The sequence below is a fragment of the Streptomyces sp. NPDC104226 genome (genome assembly GCF_055584085.1).
On sequence record NZ_JBVJMS010000006.1, the window covers coordinates 194889 to 219220 of the forward strand.

Consider the following 24332-nt stretch of genomic DNA (forward strand, 5'->3'; position numbering starts at 1 on the left):
GCCGCGGACGTGAGCAAGAGCAGCAACGGTACCGAGGGCGCCGACAGCGCCCAGGGCAGCGCGGGCACCGCGGGCGCCCGCTGGGTCGTCACCGGCGCCGCCGGCATGCTCGGCCAGGACGTCCTGGCCGTCCTCAAGGACGCCGGCATCACGGCGACGGGCCTGCGCCGCACCGACCTCGACATCACCGACCCGGCCTCCGTCCGGGCCGCCGTCGAGGGCGCCGCCGTGGTCGTGAACTGCGCCGCCTGGACCGACGTCGACGGTGCGGAGAGCGCCGAAGAGGCCGCCACCGCCGTCAACGGCACCGGCGTACGCGTCCTGGCCGAGGCCTGCGCCGCGGCCGGAGCCCGCCTCCTGCACGTCTCCACCGACTACGTGCTGCCCGGCGACGCCGAGCAGCCGTACGCCGAGGACTCCGCGACCGGCCCGGTCAACGCGTACGGCCGCTCCAAGCTGGTCGGCGAGCAGGCCGTGGCCGAACTGCTGCCGCAGCACGGCTACGTGGTCCGCACCGCCTGGCTGTACGGCGAGCACGGCCCGAACTTCGTGGCCACCATGCTCAAGCTCGCCGCCCAGCGGGACACCCTCGACGTGGTCGACGACCAGCACGGCCAGCCCACCTGGTCCTACGCGCTGGCCGGCCGCCTCGTAGAGCTCGGTCAGGCCGCCCTGGCGGGCCGCGCCCCCGGCGGGGTCTACCACGGCACCGCGAGCGGCCGGACCACCTGGATGGGCCTGGCCCGCGAGACCTACCGGCTGAGCGGTCTGGACCCCGAGCGGATCCGGCCCACCGACTCCTCCGCGTTCGTACGCCCCGCCGTCCGGCCGGCGTTCAGCGTGCTCGCGCACGACCGCTGGGCCGAGGCCGGCCTGCCCCCGCTCGCCGACTGGCGCGAGCAGCTGGCAGCAGCCCTGGCACTGCCCGCCTTCGCAGCGCCCGAGGGCGCGGACAGGAACGGCAGCTCGGGATGAAGAGCCTGCTGAGCAAGATCAGTGCGGCCCTGCCGCCGGGCACCGTCGCGGTGGCCGGCGGCACCGTCGTGCTCGGGGCGGCCTCGTACGTCCACCTCGGCGTGGCCGGCCACAGCCTGTCCACGGAAGCCATGGCGAACGTCTCGGTGCTGTGGACGATCGTGATGGCGATCGGGCTCGGCATCTTCTTCCCCATCGAGCAGGAGCTCACCCGGATCGTCGCCGCCCGCGCGGTCGACGGACACGGGGCGGCCCCCGTCCTGCGCCGGGCCACCCTGCTCACCGCGGCCATCCTCGGCGCGACCCTGCTCGTGCTCGCCGCCGCCGCCGGCCCCCTCGCGGACCTGCTCTTCCACGGGGACCGGGCCCTGGTGGCGGCCCTCGGCGGTGCCTTCACCGGCATGGCCGTCTGCTACCTCACCCGCGGGGTACTGGCCGGCCTCGGCCGGTTCGGCGCGTACGGCACCCAGCTCGCCCTCGACGGCGGGCTGCGGATCGTGCTCGCCTTCGGCTGCGCCGTGGCCCTGCCGGACTCCGCGCTCGCCTTCAGCCTCGTACTGGCGGTGGCCCCGGTCATCGCCGCCCTGGTCACGCTGCCCGCGCTGCTGCGCGCCGTCGAACCCGGCGAGGAGATCGCCTGGCGCGAACTGACCTCCGGACTGGGCCTGCTGATCTGCTCGACCCTGCTGTCCCAGGTCGTGGTCAACGCCGCCGTGATGAGCACCAAGCTGCTCGCGCCCACGGACAGCGTGCTGATCGCGGCCCTGCTGAACGCCCTGGTCCTGGCCCGGGTCCCGCTCTTCGTCTTCGGCTCGCTCCAGGCCTCCCTGCTGAGCGGGCTCAGCGCCGCCTTCCAGGCCGGCGACCGGGCCGCGTTCTCGGCGATGCTGCGCAGGATCGGCATGGTCGTCGGAGCGCTCGGCCTGCTCGGCGGCATCCCCGCCACCGTGCTCGGGCCCTGGCTGATCGGCGTGCTCTTCGGCGCCAAGCCGGCCCTGGGCTGCTTCGACTTCTTCCTGTTGTCCGCCGGGACCGTGGCGTACATGTTCGCGATGGTGCTCGGTCAGGCGCTGATGGTATTCAAGCGACACAACCTGCAGTTGCTCTGCTGGGCCATCGGCACCGCCGTGCTGGTCGGGGTCACCTTCGCCCCCGGTGACGTGGCCCTGCGGGTGATCCTGGCCTATGCTCTCGGCTCCGTCGCCACCGTCGTCGCTATGCTGACAGCGCTGAGACTGAAGTTCCCGGACGCCGTTCCGGGTGCCGGCGAGGCTCCCGGGCGGACGGACGTCGCGAGCCCGCTGGGCGCCGGCGCAGCGGGGAAGTGACGTGCCCGCCTCCGAAGTCCCACAGATCCCCGAGCACTCGTATGTGCCACATTCCGCTGGAGTTACCGTGTCCCAATACGACGATGTCTGGCTGGTCATACCGGCCTATAACGAGGGCCAGGTGATCGCCGGTGTCGTCGAGGGAGCGCGCAAGACCTTTCCGAACATAGTCGTCGTCGACGACGGCAGCTCGGACGACTCCGCGCAGCACATCGCCTCCACCGGTGCCCACCTGGTGCAGCACCCGGTCAACCTCGGCCAGGGCGCTGCCCTGCAGACCGGCCTGAAGTACGCCCTCTCCCAGCCGGGGGCCCGCTACTTCGCCACGTTCGACGCGGACGGCCAGCACCAGACCCAGGACGTCGAGAAGATGGTCGCCGTCCTGCGCTCCGACGAGGCCGACGTGGTGCTCGGCTCCCGGTTCATCGAGCAGAACGGCCAAGTGCCGTGGATCAAGCGGGTCGTGCTGCGCACGGCCGCCGCCGTCAGCCCGACCGCCCGCAAGCTCAACCTCACCGACGCCCACAACGGCCTGCGCGTCCTGGGCCGTGCGGCGGCGGAGAAGCTGCAGATCACGCACAACGGCATGGCCCACGCCTCCGAGATCGTCGGTTACCTGGCCGGCTCCGGACTGCGCGTCGTCGAGGTCCCCGTGGACATCCTCTACACCGAGTACTCGCGCGCCAAGGGTCAGTCCCTGATCAACGGCGTCAACATCCTCTTCGACATCACCCTGCGGGAGCGTGGCCGCCGATGAAGTACTTCTGGATCCAGCTGGTGCTCATCGTGGGCTCCGTGTCGCTGGCCCTCATGTTCATACGCAACTGGGACCAGGCGAAGACCCGTGCCTGGAAGCGCATCGCCTTCTCGGTGTTCGTCCTCGTCAACGTGTACGCCGTCCTGCGGCCCACCGACGTGACCTGGCTGGCCCACCAGCTCGGCGTCGGCCGCGGCACCGACCTGGTGCTGTACGTGATGGTCCTGGCCATGGGCTTCCTCACGCTCAACACGTTCCTGCGCTTCCGCTCGCTCGAGAAGAAGATCACCGACCTGGCCCGGACGGTGGCCCTCAGCGAGGGCGCGCGCCACAACGACGAGCGCCTCGGCCCGGACGCCGCCCGCCAGACCGGTGCCCCCGTCGAGCCCGAGGTGCCGGCCACCGAACCCGCAGACTCCGTCAAGGCCTGAGGAATCACCGTGGTGACCTTCGACTTCATGCTCCCCTACTACGGGGACGTCCGGCTGATGCAGGACGCGGTCCGCAGCATCCTGGTGCAGACGGACCCGGACTTCCGCCTCGTCGTGATCGACGACGGCAAGGAGCCGGACGTACCCGGCTGGTTCGCGGAGCTCGGCGACGAGCGGGTCCAGTACACCCGCAACGAGCAGAACCTCGGCATCAACGAGAACTTCAAGAAGTGCGTGCGCCTCTCCGAGGCCGACTACGTCGTCATCATGGGCTGCGACGACGTGCTCCACCCGAACTACCTGAAGACCGTACGGGGCCTGGCCGAGGCCCAGCCGGGCATCGGCATGATCCAGCCCGGCGTCGAGGTCATCGACGGTGAGGGCCAGGTCACCGCAGGTCTCGCCGACAACGTCAAGCGCAGGCTCTACGCCCCGCAGGTCAAGGGCAACCGCACGATGGGTGGCGAGGAGCTGGCCGTCAGCGTGCTGCGCGGGAACTGGCTGTACTTCCCGTCCATCGCCTGGCGCGGTGACGCCCTGCGCAAGGTGAACTTCCAGTCCGAGTACTCCGTGGTCCAGGACCTCGCGCTCGTGGTCGACCTGCTCGAACTCGGCGAGGCGATGGTGATCGACGCCTCGGCCACCGTCTTCCAGTACCGCCGGCACGCCGTCAGCGAGTCCTCGGTCCAGGCCTTCACCGGCACCCGCTTCACCGAGCAGGCGCGCTACTTCGAGGCGGTCGCCCAGCGGATGGACGCCCGCGGCTGGCCCAAGGCCGCCCGCGCCGCCCGCGTCCACAGTGCCTCCCGCTTCCACGCGATCACGATGCTCCCCGGGGCGCTGCGCCGCGGGAACCGCGAGGGCGCCAAGAACTTGGCCCGGCACGCCTTCACCACCGGGCAGAACTGAGCCTGCCCGGCAGTCCAACCAGAACAGGAAGTGCCCGGGGTGCAGTCGGGAACCGAAACGATGGACGCGGCGGGATCGAGGGACGCGGCCGGAGCAAGGGACGCGTCCGCCCCTGAGCGGAGCGGCAGGCCCGCCGGGACCGAGCGGCTGCTCGCCCTGCGGGACTCCGCCCTGCGCCGGCGGTGGTTCTGGCCCGCGGCGCTGGTCACCGGATACCTGACGCAGGTGCTGTTCCGGCTCTCCCTGGTGTGGGGCAACAGCTACCCCTCGGTCCACGCGGACGAGCCCTCGTACCTCGTGCTGGCCCGGGTGCTCGCGGGGCGGCCGACGACCGAGATGCCGGTCGGCTCGGTCATCCCCGGCGGCTACCCGCTGCTGCTCTCCCCGGCCCTGCGCATCGCGAACGACCCGGTCACCGCGTACCAGCTGGTCATGGGCATCAACACGCTGCTCAACGCACTGGTCTTCCCCCTGGCCTACGTGGCCCTGCGCAGGCTCGACCTGCCCAGGGGACTCTCGTTCCTGTTCGCCACCGCGGCCGCGCTGATGCCGCCCGTGGTCTTCTACTCCCAGTTCGCGATGTCCGACACCGTGCTCCCGGTGATCCTCCTCGCCTGGCTGATCACCCTGCACGGCTGGCTCAGCGAGGGCGAGCCGCGCCGCCGCACCTGGTACGGAGCGGGGGCCGGACTGCTGGCCGGCTACTCCATGGCCGTCCACGACCGCGGCGGCGTGGTCGTGGCCATCACCGCTCTGGTGTTCCTGGGCGCGCTGGTCTTCCGGTGGGCCCCGCTGCGCTCCACGCTCGCCGCCTGGGGCGGCCTCGCCGTCTCCGTCGCGGGCGCCAAGCTGCTCGCCACCTGGCTGGAGGCGCAGTTCAAGGACGCCCCGCCGAGCTCGGTCGGCACGCAGGTGATGGACAACCTCGTCGAGCCCGAGCTGCTGCGCCGCACGGTGACCCGTACGATCGGCCAGCTCTGGTACTTCTCGGTCTCCTCCTGGGGCTTCGGCGCGATCGCCCTCGCCCTGTGCGTGTTCGCGGTGTTCAGCCGCCGCTTCACCCGGGCCTCGCGGGTGGTCTCCTTCGCGATGGTCGCCCTGCTGTTCGGGATCGCGCTCGCGGCCGCCGCCGGACTGCCGGGGGACAAGCGGATCGACAACTGGGTCTACGCCCGGTACCTGGCCGTGCTCGTGCCCGCGTTCTTCGCGGTCGGCGTCGCCGCCCTGTGGCGCGCACGGACCGGAGCCCTGCTGCGGCTGGTGCTGAGCGCGGTGGTCTTCACCGCGGTCACCGCCGAGTTCGTGATCATGGTGGTCGGCAAGGGCCTCTACGCGCGCTGGATCATCCCATGGGCCATGCCGGACGCACTGTTCCTGGCCTCGGAGTGGACGAAGCTGCACATGTGGCGGACCATCGCCGGCGCCCTGCTCGTGCTCGCCGCCTGCGTGATGTTCCGGGTGGCCGGCGGGCGCCGCGTGGTGTGGGCCGTCGCGGTGTCGCTGGCGCTGTTCGCCACGTACGCGACGACCACGGTCACCTCGAACGTTGCCGAGCCGCACCGGAAGATCCGCAAGTACCTGGCCACCGGCTTCACCCAGTCCGCGGAGCTCAAGCCGGGGGAGAACCTGGTGATGGACGAGGACGTCGACTGGGGCCTGCGGATGGCCCAGGCGTTCGAGGTGTACGACGGCCGGGTCTGGACGCGGAAGCTGGAGCAGGGCGACCAGCCGCCGGCCGCGGCGGACGCGGCCGTACTGCGCCTGACCTCGAAGGACGCCAAGCCGGAGGACTCCTGGCCGAAGGCCCCCAAGGGCTGGTACGTGGCCGAGGTGAACACGCTGCACGAATGGGTGCTCTGGCGCCATCGCTGAGGCGGCCCCCGCGCGCCTCGTCCCGTACGCCTGCCCGCAGCATCCGGGCGGTCGGATGGGACATCCGAGGTGTTCGCAACGGCGATCCGGGGGATCGTCGCAGGTCAGCTTCTACAACAACGGCGGCAGCGTCGATCTGATCGCGGACGTCACCGGCCACTTCGCCGGGTGACAGGGGGCTCCGCAGGCGGGGTGGGGGGACATGGGGAAGAACGACGAGGGCATACCGGCCGTCTCCGACGAGGAGTGGGCGCGGTTCCTGGCACAGGCCGAGGCGGGTGCGGGGGAGGCGCCCAAGGAGCCGTCCGCGCGGGCGCGCATGGTCGCCGCGCGGCTGCGCGAGGAAGACGCCCGGCGCGGCTCCGCCGAGCCGCCCGCCTGGCGGGCCGGCGTCGCGCGCCGGGAGCGGGGGAGGGGCGGGCGCCGGCTCAAGGCGGCGCTGGCCATCGCCTTCGTCGCCGCGCTCGCGCTGATCGCCGTACGGCCGGAGCTCGTCATCGACAAGCTCACCGGTGAGGCCGGGCAGGACGCGAAGGCCGGGCCGCAGCTGCCGGCCGAGACGGCCCGGCCGAGCGCCGCGCCCTCCTCGCTGGACCCGGACCGGCCGACCCTCTCCGACCCCTTCCGCGGTTCCCCGGCCCTCCAGTGGGCCGACGGGGCGGCCGGCATCGAGGTGCCCGAGCCCACGGCCGTGGGAGGCATGACGAAGGAGCAGGTCGCGGGGGCGCTGGAGAAGGCGAAGCAGTTCCTGGTCCTGGCCAACCTCGATCCCGCCACCCTGCGGGGCGAGCGCCCGGAGGCGGCCCTGGCCCTGCTCGATCCGAAGCTCGGCGCGTACAAGGCGGGCATCGAGGAGGGGCTGAGGAGCCCGACGAAGGAGAAGGATCCGCTCGACTTCTTCAGCAGGGCCGACCCCGCAGAGCTGAAGCTCGTGGGGAACGTGGTCAAGGTCCGGGGCCGGATGTGGGTCGAGCCGGCGGACAAGCCCGGCAAGGCCGAGGTGAAGACCGACGTCACCTTCGTCTACCCGTTCGTGAAGGCGCAGCCGGGCGCGGACCAGGTGGAGCGGACCGTCGTGCGGCGCGAGCTGACCTTCTCGGTCGCCGATCCGGGCAGGTGGGAGGCGACCGCGGGGGCGCTCTGGGTCGAGGAGAACCTCCGGAACATCGGCAACAGCAGGTGCGACAGCACGGACGGCTTCCTGCACCCGCGCTTCGACGACCAAGCCCCGACGGGGCCGACCCCGTCCGGCACGCCGGTGGACCCGTACGACCGGAGCGAGAGCCTCGGCGCACGGGACGGGGCGGACTGCGGGACGCTCGCCCGCAGCTGACCGGAGACCCGGGGGACCCCCGCCGCGTGGTGCAGTTTGACCACTCAGCGTGGCGGGGTATTCTCTTCCGCCCGATTGGCGCCATACGTGTCTCGTATGGCAGACTACTCAAGTTGCTCGGCCGTGTGCCGATGCTGCGCGCCTCCCGCCGGGAGGACCGGAAGCGAGTCCCACAGTACTCGTCGCTCTACCTGCCTCTCGGGGCAGCAATGGGGCGGACGTACGGGAATCTTTCGGGAAGCGTCAGCACGGTGCCTGCCAGGTACTCGGTGGGTGTTCGCCCCCGATCTGCGGTCTTGGGACCGCGCCCCCTTGGACGAGGGAATTTCCGTATGGGAATTTTCTGTAGAGGGAGCGCGACACGCCCGACCGCGTGGGTCGGAGGAGAGCGGCGGAGGGATCCGCAGCCGGCCGGGAACCAGAGCGTTTCCACAACAGACAGGACTACGGAGTAGCCATGGCGGGACAGAAGATCCGCATCCGGCTCAAGGCCTACGACCACGAGGTCATCGACTCCTCGGCGAAGAAGATCGTCGAGACGGTGACCCGCACTGGTGCGTCGGTCGCGGGCCCGGTGCCGCTGCCCACTGAGAAGAACGTGTACTGCGTCATCAAGTCGCCGCACAAGTACAAGGACTCGCGCGAGCACTTCGAGATGCGCACGCACAAGCGCCTGATCGACATCCTCGACCCGACGCCCAAGACCGTTGACTCGCTGATGCGCCTGGACCTTCCGGCCGGCGTTGACATCGAGATCAAGCTCTGAGAGGCGTCGAGAAGATGGCAAAGCAGATCAAGGGCGTCCTGGGCGAGAAGCTCGGCATGACCCAGGTCTGGGACGAGAACAACCGTGTCGTCCCGGTCACCGTTGTCAAGGCCGGACCCTGCGTCGTTACCCAGGTCCGTACGAACGATGTCGACGGCTACGAGTCGGTCCAGATCGCCTACGGCGAGATCGACCCGCGCAAGGTGAACAAGCCCCTCAAGGGCCACTTCGCCAAGGCCGACGTCACCCCGCGCCGCCACCTGGTGGAGCTCCGCACCTCCGACGCCGCCGAGTACACCCTCGGCCAGGAGATCACTGCGGCCGTGTTCGAGTCCGGCGTCAAGGTTGACGTCACGGGCAACAGCAAGGGCAAGGGCTTCGCCGGTGTCATGAAGCGGCACAACTTCCGGGGCCTCGGCGCCGGTCACGGTGTGCAGCGCAAGCACCGCTCCCCCGGTTCGATCGGTGGCTGCGCCACCCCTGGGCGTGTCTTCAAGGGCATGCGCATGGCCGGTCGCATGGGCAACGAGCGCGTCACCACCCAGAACCTGACCATCCACGCGGTTGACGCGGAGAAGGGTCTGCTCCTCATCAAGGGCGCAGTTCCCGGTCCGAACGGCGGCCTCGTCCTGGTCCGTACCGCGGTTAAGGGGGCTTGAGTTAATGAGCACCATTGACATCCTTTCGCCGGCAGGCGACAAGGCCGGTACCGTCGAGCTCCCCGCGGAGATCTTCGACGCGAAGACCAGCGTTCCGCTGATCCACCAGGTCGTCGTCGCTCAGCTGGCTGCTGCCCGTCAGGGCACGCACAAGACCAAGCGTCGTGGCGAAGTCCGTGGTGGTGGCCGCAAGCCGTACCGCCAGAAGGGCACCGGCCGCGCTCGCCAGGGTTCCACCCGCGCTCCGCAGTTCGTCGGCGGTGGCGTCGTCCACGGCCCGCAGCCGCGTGACTACTCGCAGCGGACCCCGAAGAAGATGAAGGCCGCCGCCCTCCGCGGTGCCCTCTCGGACCGTGCGCGTCACTCCCGCATCCACGTCGTCACCGGCGTGGTCGAGGGTGCCGCCTCCACGAAGGCCGCCAAGACGCTGTTCGGCAAGATCTCGGAGCGCAAGAACCTGCTCCTGGTCGTCGACCGCTCCGAAGAGGCCGCGTGGCTGTCCGCCCGCAACCTGCCCCAGGTTCACATCCTGGAGCCGGGCCAGCTGAACACGTACGACGTGATCGTCTCTGACGACGTGGTCTTCACCCAGACCGCTTTCGAGTCCTTCGTGTCTGGCCCCAAGGCCGACGAGACCGAAGGGAGCGACGCCTGATGTCCGAGGCGACCGTTACCAGCAAGACCTTCACTGACCCGCGCGACCTGCTGATCAAGCCGGTTGTCTCGGAGAAGAGCTACGCGCTGCTGGACGAGAACAAGTACACGTTCATCGTCGCGCCCGGCTCCAACAAGACCCAGATCAAGCAGGCCGTCGAGGCGGTCTTCGGGGTCAAGGTCACCGGGGTCAACACGATCAACCGTCAGGGTAAGCGCAAGCGCACCAAGACCGGTTTTGGCAAGCGCGCTGACACCAAGCGCGCCATCGTGACCCTCGCTGAGGGCGACCGAATCGACATCTTCGGCGGCCAGGCCTCCTAACGGAGGTCTAGTCGTCCGGAATCGGACGAGGACTGAGAAATGGGTATCCGCAAGTACAAGCCGACGACCCCGGGCCGTCGTGGCTCCAGCGTCGCCGACTTTGTCGAGATCACGCGGTCCACGCCGGAGAAGTCGCTGGTCCGCCCCCTGCACAGCAAGGGCGGCCGTAACAACACCGGTCGGATCACGGTTCGACACCAGGGTGGCGGCCACAAGCGCGCCTACCGTGTGATCGACTTCCGTCGTCACGACAAGGACGGCGTGCCGGCCAAGGTCGCGCACATCGAGTACGACCCCAACCGCACGGCGCGCATCGCGCTCCTGCACTACGCCGACGGTGAGAAGCGCTACATCATTGCGCCGAAGAACCTGAAGCAGGGTGACCGGATCGAGAACGGCCCCACGGCCGACATCAAGCCCGGTAACAACCTGGCGCTCCGCAACATCCCGGTCGGTACCACGATCCACGCGATCGAGCTCCGTCCCGGTGGCGGCGCCAAGTTCGCCCGCTCCGCTGGTGCCTCCGTGCAGCTGCTCGCGAAGGAGGGCGTCATGGCCCACCTCCGCATGCCGTCCGGCGAGATCCGTCTCGTCGACGCCCGCTGCCGCGCCACCGTCGGTGAGGTCGGCAACGCCGAGCAGTCGAACATCAACTGGGGCAAGGCCGGCCGCATGCGCTGGAAGGGCGTTCGCCCGACCGTCCGCGGTGTCGCGATGAACCCGGTCGACCACCCGCACGGTGGTGGTGAGGGTAAGACCTCCGGTGGTCGCCACCCGGTCTCCCCGTGGGGTCAGAAGGAGGGTCGTACTCGCTCGCCGAAGAAGGCTTCGAGCAAGTACATCGTCCGCCGCCGCAAGACGAACAAGAAGCGCTAGGAGCGGGTTTAGATGCCGCGCAGTCTCAAGAAGGGACCCTTCGTCGACGGACACCTCATCAAGAAGGTGGACGTACAGAACGAAGCCGGTACCAAGAACGTCATCAAGACCTGGTCCCGTCGCTCGATGATCGTCCCGGCAATGCTGGGTCACACCATCGCGGTGCACAACGGCAAGATCCACGTCCCGGTGTTCGTCACCGAGTCGATGGTCGGCCACAAGCTCGGCGAGTTCTCGCCGACTCGCACCTTCCGCGGCCACGTCAAGGACGACCGGAAGTCGAAGCGCCGCTAAAGGCGGGGTGGAAACGACTATGACTTACACCGAAGGGACAACCATGGAAGCCAGGGCCCAGGCGCGGTACATCCGCGTCACGCCCATGAAGGCCCGCCGAGTGGTGGACCTTATCCGTGGCATGGATGCCACGGAGGCTCAGGCGGTCCTGCGTTTCGCCCCGCAGGCCGCGAGCGTGCCGGTCGGCAAGGTGCTGGACAGCGCCATTGCCAACGCCGCACACAACTACAACCACCCCGACGCCTCCACGCTGGTCATCAGCGAGGCGTACGTGGACGAGGGCCCGACCCTGAAGCGGTTCCGTCCGCGTGCCCAGGGCCGTGCCTACCGGATCCGCAAGCGGACCAGCCACATCACCGTGGTCGTCAGCAGCAAGGAAGGTTCCCGGTAATGGGCCAGAAGGTAAACCCGCACGGGTTCCGGCTCGGCATCACCACCGACTTCAAGTCGCGTTGGTACGCCGACAAGCTGTACAAGGACTACGTCAAGGAAGACGTCGCCATCCGCAGGATGATGACGTCCGGCATGGAGCGCGCCGGCATCTCGAAGGTTGAGATCGAGCGCACCCGTGACCGCGTGCGTGTGGACATCCACACCGCTCGTCCGGGCATCGTCATCGGCCGCCGTGGCGCCGAGGCCGACCGCATCCGCGGTGACCTCGAGAAGCTCACGGGCAAGCAGGTCCAGCTGAACATCCTCGAGGTCAAGAACCCCGAGGTCGACGCTCAGCTCGTCGCGCAGGCCGTTGCCGAGCAGCTCTCCTCCCGCGTCTCCTTCCGTCGCGCCATGCGTAAGAGCATGCAGGGCACGATGAAGGCCGGCGCCAAGGGCATCAAGATCCAGTGTGGCGGCCGTCTCGGCGGCGCCGAGATGTCCCGCTCCGAGTTCTACCGCGAAGGCCGTGTGCCGCTGCACACCCTCCGCGCGAACGTGGACTACGGCTTCTTCGAGGCCAAGACCACCTTCGGCCGTATCGGTGTGAAGGTCTGGATCTACAAGGGCGACGTCAAGAACATCGCCGAGGTTCGCGCCGAGAACGCTGCGGCCCGTGCGGGTAACCGCCCGGCCCGTGGTGCCGCCGGCGCTGGCGACCGTCCCGCCGGCCGTGGTGGCCGTGGTGGCGAGCGCGGCGGCCGTGGTGGCCGCAAGCCGCAGCAGGCTGCTGGTGTGGAGGCCCCCAAGGCCGACGCCCCCGCCGCCGCTCCGGTTGAGAGCACCGGAACGGAGGCCTGACCGACATGCTGATCCCTCGTAGGGTCAAGCACCGCAAGCAGCACCACCCGAAGCGCCGCGGTATGGCCAAGGGCGGTACTGAGGTCTCGTTCGGCGAGTACGGCATCCAGGCGCTCACCCCCGCCTACGTGACGAACCGCCAGATCGAGTCGGCGCGTATCGCCATGACCCGCCACATCAAGCGTGGCGGCAAGGTCTGGATCAACATCTACCCGGACCGTCCGCTCACGAAGAAGCCTGCCGAGACCCGCATGGGTTCCGGTAAGGGTTCCCCGGAGTGGTGGATCGCGAACGTGCACCCGGGCCGGGTCATGTTCGAGCTGTCCTACCCGAACGAGAAGATTGCGCGTGAGGCGCTCACTCGCGCAGCCCACAAGCTGCCGATGAAGTGCCGGATCGTCAAGCGCGAGGCAGGTGAGTCGTGATGGCGGCCGGTACCAAGGCGTCGGAGCTGCGCGAGCTGGGCAACGAGGAACTCGTCGCCAAGCTTCGTGAGGCCAAGGAAGAGCTGTTCAAGCTCCGTTTCCAGGCGGCCACCGGCCAGCTGGAGAACAACGGCCGGCTCAAGTCCGTCCGTAAGGACATCGCTCGCATCTACACCCTGATGCACGAGCGTGAGCTCGGTATCGAGACGGTGGAGAGCGCCTGATGAGCGAGAAGAACGTGACTGAGACGACTGACCGCGGTTTCCGCAAGACCCGTGAGGGTCTGGTCGTCAGCGACAAGATGGACAAGACCGTCGTCGTCGCTGTCGAGGACCGCGTGAAGCACGCTCTGTACGGCAAGGTCATCCGCCGTACGAACAAGCTCAAGGCGCACGACGAGCAGAACGCTGCCGGCGTCGGCGACCGCGTCCTCATCATGGAGACGCGTCCGCTGTCGGCGAGCAAGCGCTGGCGCATCGTCGAGATCCTCGAGAAGGCCAAGTAATTATCTGAGGCCCCGGGCAGCAAGCCCGGGGGCCCCTCAGGTTCGTTCCGCCAGGCTCGGTGGGGGCGGTAGCTCTTCGGAGTGAGGCCCCCGCCGGGAACCGGCAGACAAACAGGAGATAGACGTGATCCAGCAGGAGTCGCGACTGCGTGTCGCCGACAACACTGGTGCCAAGGAGATCCTTTGCATCCGTGTTCTCGGTGGCTCCGGTCGCCGCTACGCGGGCATCGGTGACGTGATCGTCGCCACCGTCAAGGACGCGATCCCCGGCGGCAACGTGAAGAAGGGTGACGTCATCAAGGCGGTCATCGTTCGCACCGTCAAGGAGCGCCGCCGCCAGGACGGCTCGTACATCCGCTTCGACGAGAACGCCGCCGTCATTCTGAAGAACGACGGCGACCCTCGTGGCACCCGTATCTTCGGCCCGGTGGGCCGTGAGCTGCGCGAGAAGAAGTTCATGAAGATCATCTCGCTCGCGCCGGAGGTGCTGTAAGCATGAAGATCAAGAAGGGCGACCTGGTCCAGGTCATCACCGGTAAGGACAAGGGCAAGCAGGGCAAGGTCATCGTGGCCATGCCCAGCGAGAACCGCGTCCTCGTCGAGGGTGTCAACCGGGTCAAGAAGCACACCAAGGCCGGCCAGACCGCTGGTGGCTCGCAGACCGGTGGCATCGTGATCACCGAGGCGCCGATCCACGTCAGCAACGTTCAGCTGGTCGTGGAGAAGGACGGCCAGAAGGTCGTCACCCGCGTCGGCTACCGCTTCGACGACGAGGGCAACAAGATCCGCGTTGCCAAGCGGACGGGTGAGGACATCTGATGGCTACCACTCCGCGTCTCAAGACGAAGTACCGCGAGGACATCGCGGGCAAGCTGCGTGAGGAGTTCTCCTACGAGAACGTCATGCAGATCCCCGGCCTCGTCAAGATCGTCGTGAACATGGGTGTCGGTGACGCCGCCCGTGACTCGAAGCTGATCGACGGTGCCATCAAGGACCTGACGACGATCACCGGTCAGAAGCCGGCCGTCACGAAGGCCCGCAAGTCCATCGCGCAGTTCAAGCTGCGTGAGGGTCAGCCGATCGGCTGCCACGTCACCCTCCGTGGTGACCGCATGTGGGAGTTCCTGGACCGTACGCTGTCGCTCGCGCTGCCGCGTATCCGTGACTTCCGTGGTCTGTCGCCGAAGCAGTTCGACGGCCGTGGCAACTACACCTTCGGTCTCACGGAGCAGGTCATGTTCCACGAGATCGACCAGGACAAGATCGACCGTACCCGGGGTATGGACATCACCGTGGTCACCACGGCGACCAACGACGCTGAGGGCCGCGCGCTCCTTCGTCACCTCGGCTTCCCCTTCAAGGAGGCGTAAGCGAGATGGCGAAGAAGGCTCTCATCGCGAAGGCTGCCCGCAAGCCCAAGTTCGGTGTGCGTGCGTACACCCGCTGCCAGCGCTGCGGTCGTCCCCACTCCGTGTACCGCAAGTTCGGCCTGTGCCGCGTCTGCCTTCGTGAGATGGCTCACCGTGGCGAGCTGCCGGGCGTGACCAAGAGCTCCTGGTAATTCCCTCTCGTCCGCAAGGACTTGGGAGGAACCAGAGACTCTCGGTAAGCATCTGGTCGGCGGATGCCCGGCCGCGCATGCCTTAGGCTTGTGTGGTTGGGCGTCCGCCGCCCATAACGACTTACTACGCCGTAGGTCCCCGCACCGCACCCGTCCCGCCACTGAGCGGGGAGAGGGATGGCGCATACAGGAAACCCCGGCGAGAGAGGCCGAAGGCCACTTCATGACCATGACTGACCCGATCGCAGACATGCTCACGCGTCTGCGTAACGCTAACTCGGCGTACCACGACTCCGTCGTGATGCCGCACAGCAAGATCAAGTCGCACATCGCAGAGATCCTCAAGCAGGAGGGTTTCATCACCGGCTGGAAGGTCGAGGACGCCGAGGTCGGCAAGAACCTCGTCCTCGAGCTGAAGTTCGGCCCGAACCGCGAGCGCTCCATTGCGGGCATCAAGCGGATCTCGAAGCCCGGTCTGCGTGTGTACGCAAAGTCCACCAACCTGCCGAAGGTGCTCGGCGGCCTGGGCGTGGCGATCATCTCCACGTCCCACGGTCTGCTCACCGGCCAGCAGGCAGGCAAGAAGGGCGTAGGTGGGGAAGTCCTCGCCTACGTCTGGTAGTCGGGAACGGAGGAAAAGCAATGTCGCGAATCGGCAAGCTCCCCATCCAGGTTCCCGCCGGTGTGGACGTCACCATCGACGGCCAGGCTGTGTCCGTGAAGGGCCCCAAGGGCTCCCTCGCGCTCACCGTCAAGGCTCCGATCGAGATCGTCAAGGGTGAGGACGGCGTTCTGAACGTCACCCGCCCCAACGACGAGCGTCAGAACAAGGCCCTGCACGGCCTGTCCCGCACGCTGGTGGCGAACATGATCACCGGCGTGACCACGGGTTACGTGAAGGCTCTTGAGATCAGCGGTGTCGGTTACCGCGTCGCCGCGAAGGGCTCCAACCTGGAGTTCCAGCTTGGCTACAGCCACCCGATCCTGATCGAGGCGCCCGAGGGCATCTCCTTCAAGGTCGAGTCGCCCACCAAGTTCTCGGTCGAGGGCATCGACAAGCAGAAGGTCGGCGAGGTCGCCGCCAACATCCGCAAGCTGCGGAAGCCCGACCCGTACAAGGCCAAGGGTGTCAAGTACGCCGGCGAGGTCATCCGCCGCAAGGTCGGAAAGGCTGGTAAGTAGCCATGGCATACGGTGTGAAGATCGCCAAGGGCGACGCGTACAAGCGCGCTGCCAAGGCTCGCCGCCACATCCGCATCCGCAAGAACGTCTCGGGTACGGCGGAGCGTCCGCGCCTCGTCGTGACGCGTTCCAACCGCAACATCGTTGCTCAGGTCATCGACGACCTCCAGGGTCACACCCTGGCGTCCGCGTCGACCCTGGACGCTTCGATCCGCGGTGGCGAAGGCGACAAGAGCTCGCAGGCCCAGGCCGTCGGCGCACTCGTCGCCGAGCGTGCCAAGGCCGCGGGTGTCGAGACCGTCGTGTTCGACCGCGGTGGCAACCGATACGCCGGGCGCATTGCCGCTCTGGCTGACGCCGCCCGCGAAGCCGGGCTGAAGTTCTAAGCCCCGGTTCCGGGACTCACGGACGTAACAGAGAGAGGTAATCCAATGGCTGGACCCCAGCGCCGCGGAAGCGGTGCCGGTGGCGGCGAGCGGCGGGACCGGAAGGGTCGCGACGGTGCTGCCGTCGAGAAGACCGCTTACGTTGAGCGCGTTGTCGCGATCAACCGCGTCGCCAAGGTTGTCAAGGGTGGTCGCCGCTTCAGCTTCACCGCGCTGGTCGTGGTGGGCGACGGTGACGGCACCGTAGGTGTCGGTTACGGCAAGGCCAAGGAAGTTCCCGCGGCCATCGCCAAGGGTGTCGAGGAAGCCAAGAAGTCCTTCTTCAAGGTTCCGCGCATCCAGGGCACCATCCCTCACCCGATCACGGGCGAGCGTGCCGCGGGCGTCGTGCTGCTGAAGCCGGCCGCCCCCGGTACCGGTGTTATCGCCGGTGGCCCGGTGCGCGCCGTTCTGGAGTGCGCCGGCGTTCACGACATCCTGTCGAAGTCGCTCGGCTCTTCCAACGCGATCAACATCGTGCACGCGACCGTGGCGGCCCTCAAGGGCCTGCAGCGTCCCGAGGAGATCGCGGCTCGCCGTGGTCTGCCCCTCGAGGACGTCGCCCCCGCGGCTCTGCTCCGTGCGCGTGCTGGGGCGGGTGCGTAATGGCTCGTCTCAAGGTCACGCAGGTCAAGTCGTACATCGGCAGCAAGCAGAACCACCGCGACACGCTGCGTTCGCTCGGGCTCAAGCGCCTGAACGACGTCGTCGTCAAGGAGGACCGCCCCGAGTTCCGCGGAATGGTTCACACCGTCCGCCACCTCGTGACGGTTGAGGAGGTTGACTAATCATGGCTGAGAACAGCCCGCTGAAGGCCCACAACCTCCGTCCCGCCCCCGGCGCCAAGACCGCGAAGACCCGTGTCGGTCGTGGTGAGGCGTCGAAGGGTAAGACGGCCGGTCGTGGTACGAAGGGCCAGAAGGCCCGCTACCAGATCCCGCAGCGCTTCGAGGGTGGGCAGATGCCCCTCCACATGCGTCTGCCGAAGCTCAAGGGCTTCAAGAACCCGTTCCGCACCGAGTTCCAGGTCGTGAACCTGGACAAGCTCGGCGCTCTCTACCCCGAGGGTGGAGAAGTCACGGTGGCCGACCTGGTCGCCAAGGGCGCGGTTCGCAAGAACAGCCTCGTCAAGGTCCTGGGCCAGGGCGAGATCTCCGTGGCGCTGCAGGTTTCGGTTGACGCCGTCTCCGGCTCCGCCAAGGAGAAGATTGCCGCCGCTGGTGGCTCTGTGACCGAGCTCGTCTAAGACGAACTCAGTGACAAATAGCTAGAAACCCGACCGGGGATGCCTCACATATGGGGCATCCCCGGTTGGTCGTTCCGTGGGAGGTGCAGACGCCGGTAAGGTGGCCTGCACCTTTGCTTGTACACATTCGTCGATCCCTCAGACCGTCACCTCTGACGCAGTAGCGCGGGGGTCGCAGGAGGCACCGTGCTCACCGCGTTCGCCCGGGCGTTCAAGACGCCCGACCTGCGCAAGAAGCTGCTTTTCACGCTCGCCATCATCGTGCTGTACCGACTCGGTTCCCACGTGCCGGTACCCGGCGTGAGCTACAAGAACGTTCAGATCTGTGTGGACCAGATGGGGGCGGGCAACAACAGCCTCTTCGGTCTCGTCAACATGTTCAGCGGTGGCGCGCTGCTCCAGATCACGATCTTCGCGCTCGGCATCATGCCGTACATCACGGCGAGCATCATCCTGCAGCTGCTGACCGTGGTCATCCCGAAGCTGGAGAACCTCAAAAAAGAGGGTCAGGCCGGCACGTCGAAGATCACTCAGTACACGCGCTATTTGACGGTCGCGCTCGCGATCCTGCAGGGCACCGGCCTCGTCGCCACCGCCCGCAGTGGAGCCCTCTTCGGGACGTGCTCCGTCAAAGACCAGATCGTTCCCGACCGGTCGATCTTCACCACCGTCGTCATGGTGCTCACCATGACCGCCGGTACCTGCCTCGTCATGTGGCTCGGTGAGCTCATCACCGACCGGGGCATCGGCAACGGCATGTCGATCCTGATGTTCATCTCGATCGCCGCCGGCTTCGTCGGTTCCCTGTGGGCCATCAAGGAGCAGGGCAAGATCGCGGACGGCTGGGTCGAGTTCGGCGTGGTCATCCTGGTCGGCCTCGCGATGGTGGCCCTGGTGGTCTTCGTCGAGCAGGCCCAGCGGCGGATCCCGGTCCAGTACGCGAAGCGCATGATCGGCCGGCGCGCGTACGGCGGCACCTCGACGTACATCCCGCTCAAGGTGAACCAGGCCGGTGTCATCCCGGTCATCTTCGCCTCGTCGCTGCTGTACATCCCGGCGTTGATCGTCCAGTTCAGCGGTTCCACCGCCGGCTGGGCCAACTGGATCAGCAAGCACTTCGTCAAGGGCGACCACCCGTACTACATCGCCACCTACTTCCTCCTGATCGTCTTCTTCGCGTTCTTCTACGTGGCGATCTCGTTCAACCCCGAGGAAGTTGCAGACAACATGAAGAAGTATGGTGGGTTCATTCCGGGCATCCGCGCCGGTCGGCCTACCGCTGAGTACCTGAGCTACGTACTCAACCGGATCACCTGGCCGGGGTCGCTGTACCTGGGTCTGATCGCTCTTGTGCCGACGATGGCGTTGGCCGGCTTCGGAGCGAACCAGAACTTCCCGTTCGGCGGGACGAGCATCCTGATCATCGTGGGTGTGGGTCTGGAAACCGTGAAGCAGATCGAGAGCCAGCTCCAGCAGCGTAATTACGAAGGGTTCCTCCGCTGATGCGAATCGTCCTCGTCGGCCCGCCGGGCGCGGGCAAGGGAACGCAGGCGACTGTGCTTGCCGAGACCTTGTCCATCCCCCACATCTCCACGGGCGACCTGTTCCGGGCCAACATCAGCCAGGGCACCGAGCTCGGCCGCCGCGCGAAGGCGTTCATGGACGCCGGTGACCTCGTCCCGGACGAGATCACCATCGGCATGGCCAAGGACCGGATGGAGCAGCCGGACGCCGCCGGCGGCTTCCTGCTCGACGGTTTCCCGCGCAACGTCTCGCAGGCCGAGGCCCTCGACGTGATGCTGAAGGCCGGTTCGATGAACCTCGACGCCGTCCTCGACCTGGAGGTCGAGGAGGACGAGGTCGTCAAGCGCCTCGCCGGGCGCCGCACCTGCCGCAAGGACAGCGCGCACATCTTCCACGTGGACTACCGCCCGTCGAAGGTCGAGGGCGTCTGCGACCTCTGCGGCGGCGAGCTGTACGTGCGCGAGGACCAGACCGAGGAAGCCGTCCGCAACCGGCTGGACGTCTACCACACCCAGACCGAGCCGATCATCGACTACTACAAGGCCCAGGGCCTCGTGTCGACGATCCCGGCCCTGGGTGAGGTCAAGGACGTCACGCAGCGCGCGCTGGACGCCCTGAAGAAGTAGCAAGAAGCAGTTCACCTGTAGTGCAGCCCGGCCGCGGTGTCCCCAGGACGCCGCGGCCGTACTGTTGAAAGACCCGAATCCGAAGGTGGCAGGTACGTCATGGTCCAGATCAAGACCCCCGAGCAGATCGCGAAGATGCGTGAGGCGGGGCTGGTCGTCGCTGCGATCCACGCGGCGACCCGTGAGGCGGCCGTGCCGGGCGCCACGACGCGGGATCTGGACATGGTGGCCCGCAAGGTCATCGCGGACGCCGGCGCCAAGTCGAACTTCCTCGGCTACGGCGGGTTCCCCGCGACCATCTGCACCTCGGTCAACGAGGTCGTGGTCCACGGCATCCCCGACGACAAGACGGTCCTGAAGGACGGCGACATCATCTCGATCGACGCCGGCGCGATCGTCGACGGCTGGCACGGCGACGCCGCGTACACCGCCTTCGTGGGCTCTGGGCACGCCCCTGAGCTCGTGGAGCTCTCCCGGGTGACCGAGGAGTCCATGTGGGCCGGGATCGCCGCCATGAAGCTCGGCAACCGCCTCGTGGACATCTCGAAGGCGATCGAGACCTACATCAAGCGGCAGCCCCGTCCGACCACGGGTGAGCACAGCCTCGGCAAGTTCGGGATCATCGAGGACTACGGCGGCCACGGCATCGGTTCCGAGATGCACATGGACCCGCACCTGCTGAACTACGTCTCGCGCAAGCGGGGCAAGGGCATCAAGCTCGTCCCCGGCCTGTGCCTGGCGATCGAGCCGATGGTCTCGCTGGGCACCGCCCAGACGGAGGTCCTGGCGGACGACTGGACGGTCATCACCACGGACGGAACCTGGTCCTCGCACTGGGAGCACTCCATCGCCCTGACCGAGGAGGGGCCGATCGTCCTGACCTCCCCGGACTGCGGCAAGGCGAAGCTGGCGGAGTACGGCGTGACCACCGCGCCGGACCCGCTGGGCTGAGCCGTGGCCGGCCCGCTGGGCCGACCGGTATGGGCAGGATTGATGATCTATCCTGTAGGGCACACTTTCCGGATTCGTCTTTCAGTGGGCCCTGACGTAGACTGACTCGTCGGCTCCTTTGCACCCGCATGTCCTCATGCGAAGGCGAGGAGCTGATCAAGGTAGCCGATTCGAAAGGCGAAGCGTGGCCAAGAAGCAAGGTGCCATCGAAATCGAGGGCACCGTGATCGAGTCCCTCCCGAACGCCATGTTCAAGGTGGAACTCCAGAACGGTCACAAGGTCCTCGCGCACATCAGCGGCAAGATGCGTATGCACTACATCCGCATCCTTCCCGATGACCGGGTCGTGGTGGAGCTTTCTCCGTACGACCTGACGCGTGGCCGGATCGTCTACCGATACAAGTAGATCTTGTCCTCACTCCCGTCCGGACGTCCTGTCCCGACGCGCGGGTGGTGGCACTGACCCGGAGAACCTCACCAACATGAAGGTCAAGCCGAGCGTCAAGAAGATCTGCGACAAGTGCAAGGTGATCCGCCGTCACGGCCGGGTCATGGTCATCTGCGACAACCTGCGCCACAAGCAGCGCCAGGGCTGACGCACGCCGACCGACCTGCACTACGCAGTTCTTCGCGCGACGTAAGAAAACGTACATACGCAGAACCCGCCTAGCCCCGACCAGGGCCGGCGGCACCTCCGGCGGGGGCCGGGGACCCGGACGTACCACCACCCATCTGGTGTGGTCGGCGGCCGGGGTTCGGTTCTGCTGAAGACCCCCGAACACACAGGAGCCATTGAATGGCACGCGTTTCCGGTGTTGACATCCCGCGCGAAAAGCGTGTGGAGATCGCACTCACCTACGTCTTCGGTGTCGGTCGCACCCGGTCCAAGGAGATCCTTGCGGCCACCGGTGTGAACCCGAACACCCGCGTTCGTGACCTGGCCGAAGAGGACCTGGTCAAGATCCGCGAGTACGTGGACGCCAACCTCCGCACCGAGGGTGACCTCCGCCGCGAGATCCAGGCCGACATCCGCCGCAAGGTCGAGATCCAGTGCTACCAGGGTGTTCGCCACCGTCGTGGCCTGCCCGTGCACGGTCAGCGCACCAGCACGAACGCCCGTACCCGCAAGGGTCCGCGTCGCGCGATCGCCGGTAAGAAGAAGCCGGGCAAGAAGTAGTCCTGTTCAGCGGTCTTGCGCTGTAGGACCGACCACCTCCCGTAGGAGATTTAGATGCCCCCCAAGGGTCGTCAGGGCGCTGCCAAGAAGGTGCGCCGCAAGGAAAAGAAGAACGTCGCTCACGGGCACGCCCACATCAAGAGCACGTTCAACAACACCATCGTCTCGATCACGGACCCCTCGGGCAACGTGATCTCCTGGGCCTCCGCCGGCCACGTCGGCTTCAAGGGCTCGCGCAAGTCCACCCCCTTCGCCGCGCAGATGGCCGCCGAGTCGGCCGCCCGTCGCGCGCAGGAGCACGGCATGCGCAAGGTCGACGTCTTCGTCAAGGGTCCCGGCTCCGGCCGTGAGACCGCGATCCGCTCCCTCCAGGCCACCGGCCTCGAGGTCGGCTCGATCCAGGACGTCACCCCCACCCCGCACAACGGCTGCCGTCCGCCGAAGCGCCGCCGCGTCTGACGCAGCGGGCGCACCTGTGCGTCTTTGAGTGTCCGGGCGGTACGAACCCCTCGCGGGGGACGTACCGCCCGTACCCTTGTAGTCCGTAGCGCAAGCTGCACCCGTCGGGCGTCAAATAGTGGGCGTCCACGAATGAAGGAATCCACATGCTTATCGCTCAGCGTCCCTCGCTGACCGAAGAGGTCGTAGACGAGTACCGCTCGCGGTTCGTGATCGAGCCGCTGGAGCCGGGCTTCGGCTACACCCTCGGCAACTCGCTCCGCCGCACGCTCCTGTCCTCGATCCCGGGTGCCGCTGTCACCAGCATCCGCGTGGACGGCGTTCTGCACGAGTTCACCACCGTGCCGGGTGTCAAGGAAGACGTCACCGACATCATCCTCAACATCAAGCAGCTGGTCGTCTCCTCGGAGCACGACGAGCCGGTCGTGATGTACCTGCGCAAGCAGGGTCCCGGCCTGGTCACCGCTGCCGACATCGCGCCCCCGGCCGGTGTCGAGGTGCACAACCCGGACCTGGTCCTCGCCACGCTCAACGGCAAGGGCAAGCTGGAGATGGAGCTGACCGTCGAGCGCGGTCGCGGCTACGTCTCCGCCGTCCAGAACAAGCAGCTGGGCCAGGAGATCGGTCGCATCCCGATCGACTCCATCTACAGCCCGGTCCTCAAGGTCACCTACAAGGTCGAGGCGACCCGAGTCGAGCAGCGCACCGACTTCGACAAGCTCATCGTCGACGTCGAGACCAAGCAGGCCATGCGCCCGCGCGACGCCATGGCGTCCGCCGGCAAGACCCTGGTCGAGCTGTTCGGTCTGGCCCGCGAGCTCAACATCGACGCCGAGGGCATCGACATGGGCCCCTCGCCGACGGACGCGGCCCTGGCCGCCGACCTGGCGCTGCCGATCGAGGAGCTCGAGCTCACGGTCCGCTCGTACAACTGCCTCAAGCGCGAGGGCATCCACTCCGTGGGTGAGCTCGTCGCCCGCTCCGAGGCCGACCTGCTCGACATCCGCAACTTCGGTGCGAAGTCGATCGACGAGGTCAAGGCGAAGCTGGCCGGCATGGGCCTGGCCCTCAAGGACAGCCCGCCCGGATTCGACCCGACCGCCGCCGCCGACGCCTTCGGCGCCGACGACGACGCGGACGCCGGTTTCGTCGAGACCGAGCAGTACTAAGCACCACCGAGCACCACCAGCAGTACGAAGACTTTCCCGCGGCGTCCGCCTCGGGGGAACTGACACCGGTACCTGACACGGCCGGTGCAGATATGAAGGAGTAACACCATGCCGCGTCCCGCAAAGGGTGCCCGTCTGGGCGGCAGCGCTGCGCACGAGAAGCACCTCCTCGCGAACCTCGCGAAGTCGCTCTTCGAGCACGGCCGCATCACCACCACCGAGGCCAAGGCCCGCCGCCTGCGTCCCTACGCCGAGCGTCTGGTGACCAAGGCCAAGAAGGGCGACATCCACAACCGTCGCCTGGTGCTGCAGACGATCACGGACAAGAGCATCGTGCACACGCTGTTCACCGAGATCGCCCCGCGCTACGAGAACCGCCCCGGTGGTTACACGCGCATCACCAAGATCGGCAACCGTCGTGGCGACAACGCCCCGATGGCCGTGATCGAGCTGGTCGAGGCCCTTACGGTCGCCCAGCAGGCCACTGGTGAGGCCGAGGCCGCCACCAAGCGCGCCGTGAAGGAGGCGGAGGCCGCCGAGGCTCCCGCCGCCGAGGAGACCAAGGAGGCCTGATCCCTTCCGGGATCACGCTGACAAGGCTCTGAACGGGCCCGCCCCCTTCCGGGGCGGGCCCGTTCTGCATTCCTGCGGAAGACGCAGCTGAGAGGATG

37 protein-coding genes are annotated in these 24332 nt (G+C 67.6%); all 37 read left to right on the plus strand.

Going from position 1 to position 24332, the window contains the following annotated elements; genetic code table 11:
• Positions 1 to 9 precede the first annotated feature (9 nt).
• The 37 genes from rfbD (at position 10) to rplQ (ending at position 24234) form a co-directional block, all read left to right on the plus strand.
• Positions 10 to 975, plus strand: coding sequence for a dTDP-4-dehydrorhamnose reductase (gene rfbD, locus ACZ60J_RS20140; protein WP_469683566.1), 966 nt, complete (start codon positions 10 to 12; stop codon positions 973 to 975).
• Positions 972 to 2303 carry a lipopolysaccharide biosynthesis protein gene (locus tag ACZ60J_RS20145; RefSeq protein WP_469683567.1) on the plus strand — a complete coding sequence of 444 codons (1332 nt, stop codon included), beginning with the start codon at positions 972 to 974 and terminating at the stop codon, positions 2301 to 2303. The genes rfbD and ACZ60J_RS20145 overlap by 4 nt, the downstream gene beginning before the upstream one ends.
• A 67-nt stretch (positions 2304 to 2370) precedes the next feature.
• Positions 2371 to 3060 carry a glycosyltransferase family 2 protein gene (locus ACZ60J_RS20150; RefSeq protein ID WP_469683569.1) on the plus strand — a complete coding sequence of 230 codons (690 nt, stop codon included), beginning with the start codon at positions 2371 to 2373 and terminating at the stop codon, positions 3058 to 3060.
• Positions 3057 to 3491 (plus strand): DUF2304 family protein, encoded by a 435-nt coding sequence (locus tag ACZ60J_RS20155; RefSeq protein ID WP_469683570.1) that lies wholly within the window; start codon positions 3057 to 3059, stop codon positions 3489 to 3491. The genes ACZ60J_RS20150 and ACZ60J_RS20155 overlap by 4 nt, the downstream gene beginning before the upstream one ends.
• Positions 3492 to 3500: 9 nt before the next feature.
• The gene (locus tag ACZ60J_RS20160; RefSeq protein ID WP_469683571.1) at positions 3501 to 4400 is read left to right on the plus strand and encodes a glycosyltransferase family 2 protein; all 900 of its coding nucleotides are present in this window, start codon (positions 3501 to 3503) and stop codon (positions 4398 to 4400) included.
• A gap of 39 nt (positions 4401 to 4439) precedes the next feature.
• Positions 4440 to 6272 carry a hypothetical protein gene (locus ACZ60J_RS20165; protein ID WP_469683573.1) on the plus strand — a complete coding sequence of 611 codons (1833 nt, stop codon included), beginning with the start codon at positions 4440 to 4442 and terminating at the stop codon, positions 6270 to 6272.
• Between the two features lie 202 nt (positions 6273 to 6474).
• Positions 6475 to 7605, plus strand: a complete 1131-nt coding sequence (locus tag ACZ60J_RS20170; RefSeq protein ID WP_469683574.1) for a hypothetical protein — start codon at positions 6475 to 6477, stop codon at positions 7603 to 7605.
• 457 nt (positions 7606 to 8062) lie between these two features.
• Positions 8063 to 8371 (plus strand): 30S ribosomal protein S10, encoded by a 309-nt coding sequence (gene rpsJ, locus ACZ60J_RS20175; RefSeq protein ID WP_003948644.1) that lies wholly within the window; start codon positions 8063 to 8065, stop codon positions 8369 to 8371.
• A 14-nt stretch (positions 8372 to 8385) separates the two neighbouring features.
• The gene (gene rplC / locus ACZ60J_RS20180; protein WP_469683575.1) at positions 8386 to 9030 is read left to right on the plus strand and encodes a 50S ribosomal protein L3; all 645 of its coding nucleotides are present in this window, start codon (positions 8386 to 8388) and stop codon (positions 9028 to 9030) included.
• 4 nt (positions 9031 to 9034) lie between these two features.
• Positions 9035 to 9685, plus strand: a complete 651-nt coding sequence (gene rplD, locus ACZ60J_RS20185) for a 50S ribosomal protein L4 (protein WP_254387363.1) — start codon at positions 9035 to 9037, stop codon at positions 9683 to 9685.
• Positions 9685 to 10008 (plus strand): 50S ribosomal protein L23, encoded by a 324-nt coding sequence (gene rplW / locus ACZ60J_RS20190; RefSeq protein ID WP_030154694.1) that lies wholly within the window; start codon positions 9685 to 9687, stop codon positions 10006 to 10008. Before rplD ends, rplW begins: the two co-directional genes overlap by 1 nt.
• 39 nt (positions 10009 to 10047) lie before the next feature.
• On the plus strand, positions 10048 to 10884 hold the full coding sequence (gene rplB, locus ACZ60J_RS20195; protein WP_469683577.1) for a 50S ribosomal protein L2: 837 nt from the start codon (positions 10048 to 10050) through the stop codon (positions 10882 to 10884).
• Positions 10885 to 10896: 12 nt separating this feature from the next.
• A complete protein-coding gene (rpsS, locus tag ACZ60J_RS20200; protein WP_003966956.1) occupies positions 10897 to 11178 on the plus strand; it encodes a 30S ribosomal protein S19 in 282 nt (93 codons plus the stop codon).
• Between the two features lie 43 nt (positions 11179 to 11221).
• Positions 11222 to 11569: a 50S ribosomal protein L22 gene (rplV, locus tag ACZ60J_RS20205; protein WP_007265904.1), complete on the plus strand. Its 348-nt coding sequence runs from the start codon at positions 11222 to 11224 to the stop codon at positions 11567 to 11569.
• Positions 11569 to 12411, plus strand: a complete 843-nt coding sequence (gene rpsC / locus ACZ60J_RS20210; RefSeq protein WP_469683579.1) for a 30S ribosomal protein S3 — start codon at positions 11569 to 11571, stop codon at positions 12409 to 12411. Before rplV ends, rpsC begins: the two co-directional genes overlap by 1 nt.
• Positions 12412 to 12416: 5 nt before the next feature.
• Positions 12417 to 12836, plus strand: coding sequence for a 50S ribosomal protein L16 (gene rplP / locus ACZ60J_RS20215; protein ID WP_365042062.1), 420 nt, complete (start codon positions 12417 to 12419; stop codon positions 12834 to 12836).
• Positions 12836 to 13060 carry a 50S ribosomal protein L29 gene (rpmC, locus tag ACZ60J_RS20220; protein ID WP_030201568.1) on the plus strand — a complete coding sequence of 75 codons (225 nt, stop codon included), beginning with the start codon at positions 12836 to 12838 and terminating at the stop codon, positions 13058 to 13060. The genes rplP and rpmC overlap by 1 nt, the downstream gene beginning before the upstream one ends.
• Positions 13060 to 13341, plus strand: coding sequence for a 30S ribosomal protein S17 (gene rpsQ, locus ACZ60J_RS20225; RefSeq protein ID WP_243333368.1), 282 nt, complete (start codon positions 13060 to 13062; stop codon positions 13339 to 13341). Before rpmC ends, rpsQ begins: the two co-directional genes overlap by 1 nt.
• A gap of 124 nt (positions 13342 to 13465) precedes the next feature.
• Positions 13466 to 13834: a 50S ribosomal protein L14 gene (rplN, locus tag ACZ60J_RS20230; RefSeq protein ID WP_023539336.1), complete on the plus strand. Its 369-nt coding sequence runs from the start codon at positions 13466 to 13468 to the stop codon at positions 13832 to 13834.
• 2 nt (positions 13835 to 13836) lie between these two features.
• Positions 13837 to 14160 carry a 50S ribosomal protein L24 gene (gene rplX, locus ACZ60J_RS20235; protein WP_469683582.1) on the plus strand — a complete coding sequence of 108 codons (324 nt, stop codon included), beginning with the start codon at positions 13837 to 13839 and terminating at the stop codon, positions 14158 to 14160.
• Positions 14160 to 14711 (plus strand): 50S ribosomal protein L5, encoded by a 552-nt coding sequence (rplE, locus tag ACZ60J_RS20240; protein ID WP_030008469.1) that lies wholly within the window; start codon positions 14160 to 14162, stop codon positions 14709 to 14711. Before rplX ends, rplE begins: the two co-directional genes overlap by 1 nt.
• A gap of 5 nt (positions 14712 to 14716) precedes the next feature.
• On the plus strand, positions 14717 to 14902 hold the full coding sequence (locus ACZ60J_RS20245; protein ID WP_003956452.1) for a type Z 30S ribosomal protein S14: 186 nt from the start codon (positions 14717 to 14719) through the stop codon (positions 14900 to 14902).
• A gap of 223 nt (positions 14903 to 15125) precedes the next feature.
• Positions 15126 to 15524: a 30S ribosomal protein S8 gene (rpsH, locus tag ACZ60J_RS20250; RefSeq protein WP_008739698.1), complete on the plus strand. Its 399-nt coding sequence runs from the start codon at positions 15126 to 15128 to the stop codon at positions 15522 to 15524.
• Positions 15525 to 15544: 20 nt separating this feature from the next.
• Positions 15545 to 16084 (plus strand): 50S ribosomal protein L6, encoded by a 540-nt coding sequence (gene rplF, locus ACZ60J_RS20255; RefSeq protein ID WP_382972165.1) that lies wholly within the window; start codon positions 15545 to 15547, stop codon positions 16082 to 16084.
• 2 nt (positions 16085 to 16086) lie between these two features.
• Positions 16087 to 16470 (plus strand): 50S ribosomal protein L18, encoded by a 384-nt coding sequence (rplR, locus tag ACZ60J_RS20260; RefSeq protein WP_030008471.1) that lies wholly within the window; start codon positions 16087 to 16089, stop codon positions 16468 to 16470.
• 45 nt (positions 16471 to 16515) lie between these two features.
• Complete coding sequence (gene rpsE, locus ACZ60J_RS20265; protein WP_469683583.1) at positions 16516 to 17115, plus strand: 30S ribosomal protein S5; 600 nt, start codon at positions 16516 to 16518, stop codon at positions 17113 to 17115.
• Positions 17115 to 17297: a 50S ribosomal protein L30 gene (gene rpmD, locus ACZ60J_RS20270; RefSeq protein WP_215079434.1), complete on the plus strand. Its 183-nt coding sequence runs from the start codon at positions 17115 to 17117 to the stop codon at positions 17295 to 17297. The genes rpsE and rpmD overlap by 1 nt, the downstream gene beginning before the upstream one ends.
• A 2-nt stretch (positions 17298 to 17299) precedes the next feature.
• On the plus strand, positions 17300 to 17755 hold the full coding sequence (gene rplO, locus ACZ60J_RS20275) for a 50S ribosomal protein L15 (RefSeq protein ID WP_254387359.1): 456 nt from the start codon (positions 17300 to 17302) through the stop codon (positions 17753 to 17755).
• 186 nt (positions 17756 to 17941) lie between these two features.
• On the plus strand, positions 17942 to 19258 hold the full coding sequence (gene secY / locus ACZ60J_RS20280; RefSeq protein WP_469683585.1) for a preprotein translocase subunit SecY: 1317 nt from the start codon (positions 17942 to 17944) through the stop codon (positions 19256 to 19258).
• The gene (locus tag ACZ60J_RS20285) at positions 19258 to 19905 is read left to right on the plus strand and encodes an adenylate kinase (protein ID WP_469683587.1); all 648 of its coding nucleotides are present in this window, start codon (positions 19258 to 19260) and stop codon (positions 19903 to 19905) included. Before secY ends, ACZ60J_RS20285 begins: the two co-directional genes overlap by 1 nt.
• 99 nt (positions 19906 to 20004) lie before the next feature.
• Positions 20005 to 20856: a type I methionyl aminopeptidase gene (gene map / locus ACZ60J_RS20290; RefSeq protein ID WP_250751465.1), complete on the plus strand. Its 852-nt coding sequence runs from the start codon at positions 20005 to 20007 to the stop codon at positions 20854 to 20856.
• A 184-nt stretch (positions 20857 to 21040) separates the two neighbouring features.
• Entirely contained in the window at positions 21041 to 21262 is a 222-nt protein-coding gene (gene infA, locus ACZ60J_RS20295) for a translation initiation factor IF-1 (RefSeq protein ID WP_003956442.1), read from the plus strand.
• 76 nt (positions 21263 to 21338) lie between these two features.
• The gene (rpmJ, locus tag ACZ60J_RS20300) at positions 21339 to 21452 is read left to right on the plus strand and encodes a 50S ribosomal protein L36 (protein WP_003956441.1); all 114 of its coding nucleotides are present in this window, start codon (positions 21339 to 21341) and stop codon (positions 21450 to 21452) included.
• Between the two features lie 200 nt (positions 21453 to 21652).
• Complete coding sequence (gene rpsM / locus ACZ60J_RS20305; RefSeq protein ID WP_254387356.1) at positions 21653 to 22033, plus strand: 30S ribosomal protein S13; 381 nt, start codon at positions 21653 to 21655, stop codon at positions 22031 to 22033.
• 54 nt (positions 22034 to 22087) lie between these two features.
• Positions 22088 to 22492, plus strand: coding sequence for a 30S ribosomal protein S11 (rpsK, locus tag ACZ60J_RS20310; protein WP_003956432.1), 405 nt, complete (start codon positions 22088 to 22090; stop codon positions 22490 to 22492).
• Positions 22493 to 22638: 146 nt separating this feature from the next.
• Entirely contained in the window at positions 22639 to 23661 is a 1023-nt protein-coding gene (locus ACZ60J_RS20315) for a DNA-directed RNA polymerase subunit alpha (protein ID WP_008739666.1), read from the plus strand.
• A 108-nt stretch (positions 23662 to 23769) separates the two neighbouring features.
• On the plus strand, positions 23770 to 24234 hold the full coding sequence (rplQ, locus tag ACZ60J_RS20320) for a 50S ribosomal protein L17 (RefSeq protein ID WP_250751467.1): 465 nt from the start codon (positions 23770 to 23772) through the stop codon (positions 24232 to 24234).
• Positions 24235 to 24332: the final 98 nt, after the last annotated feature.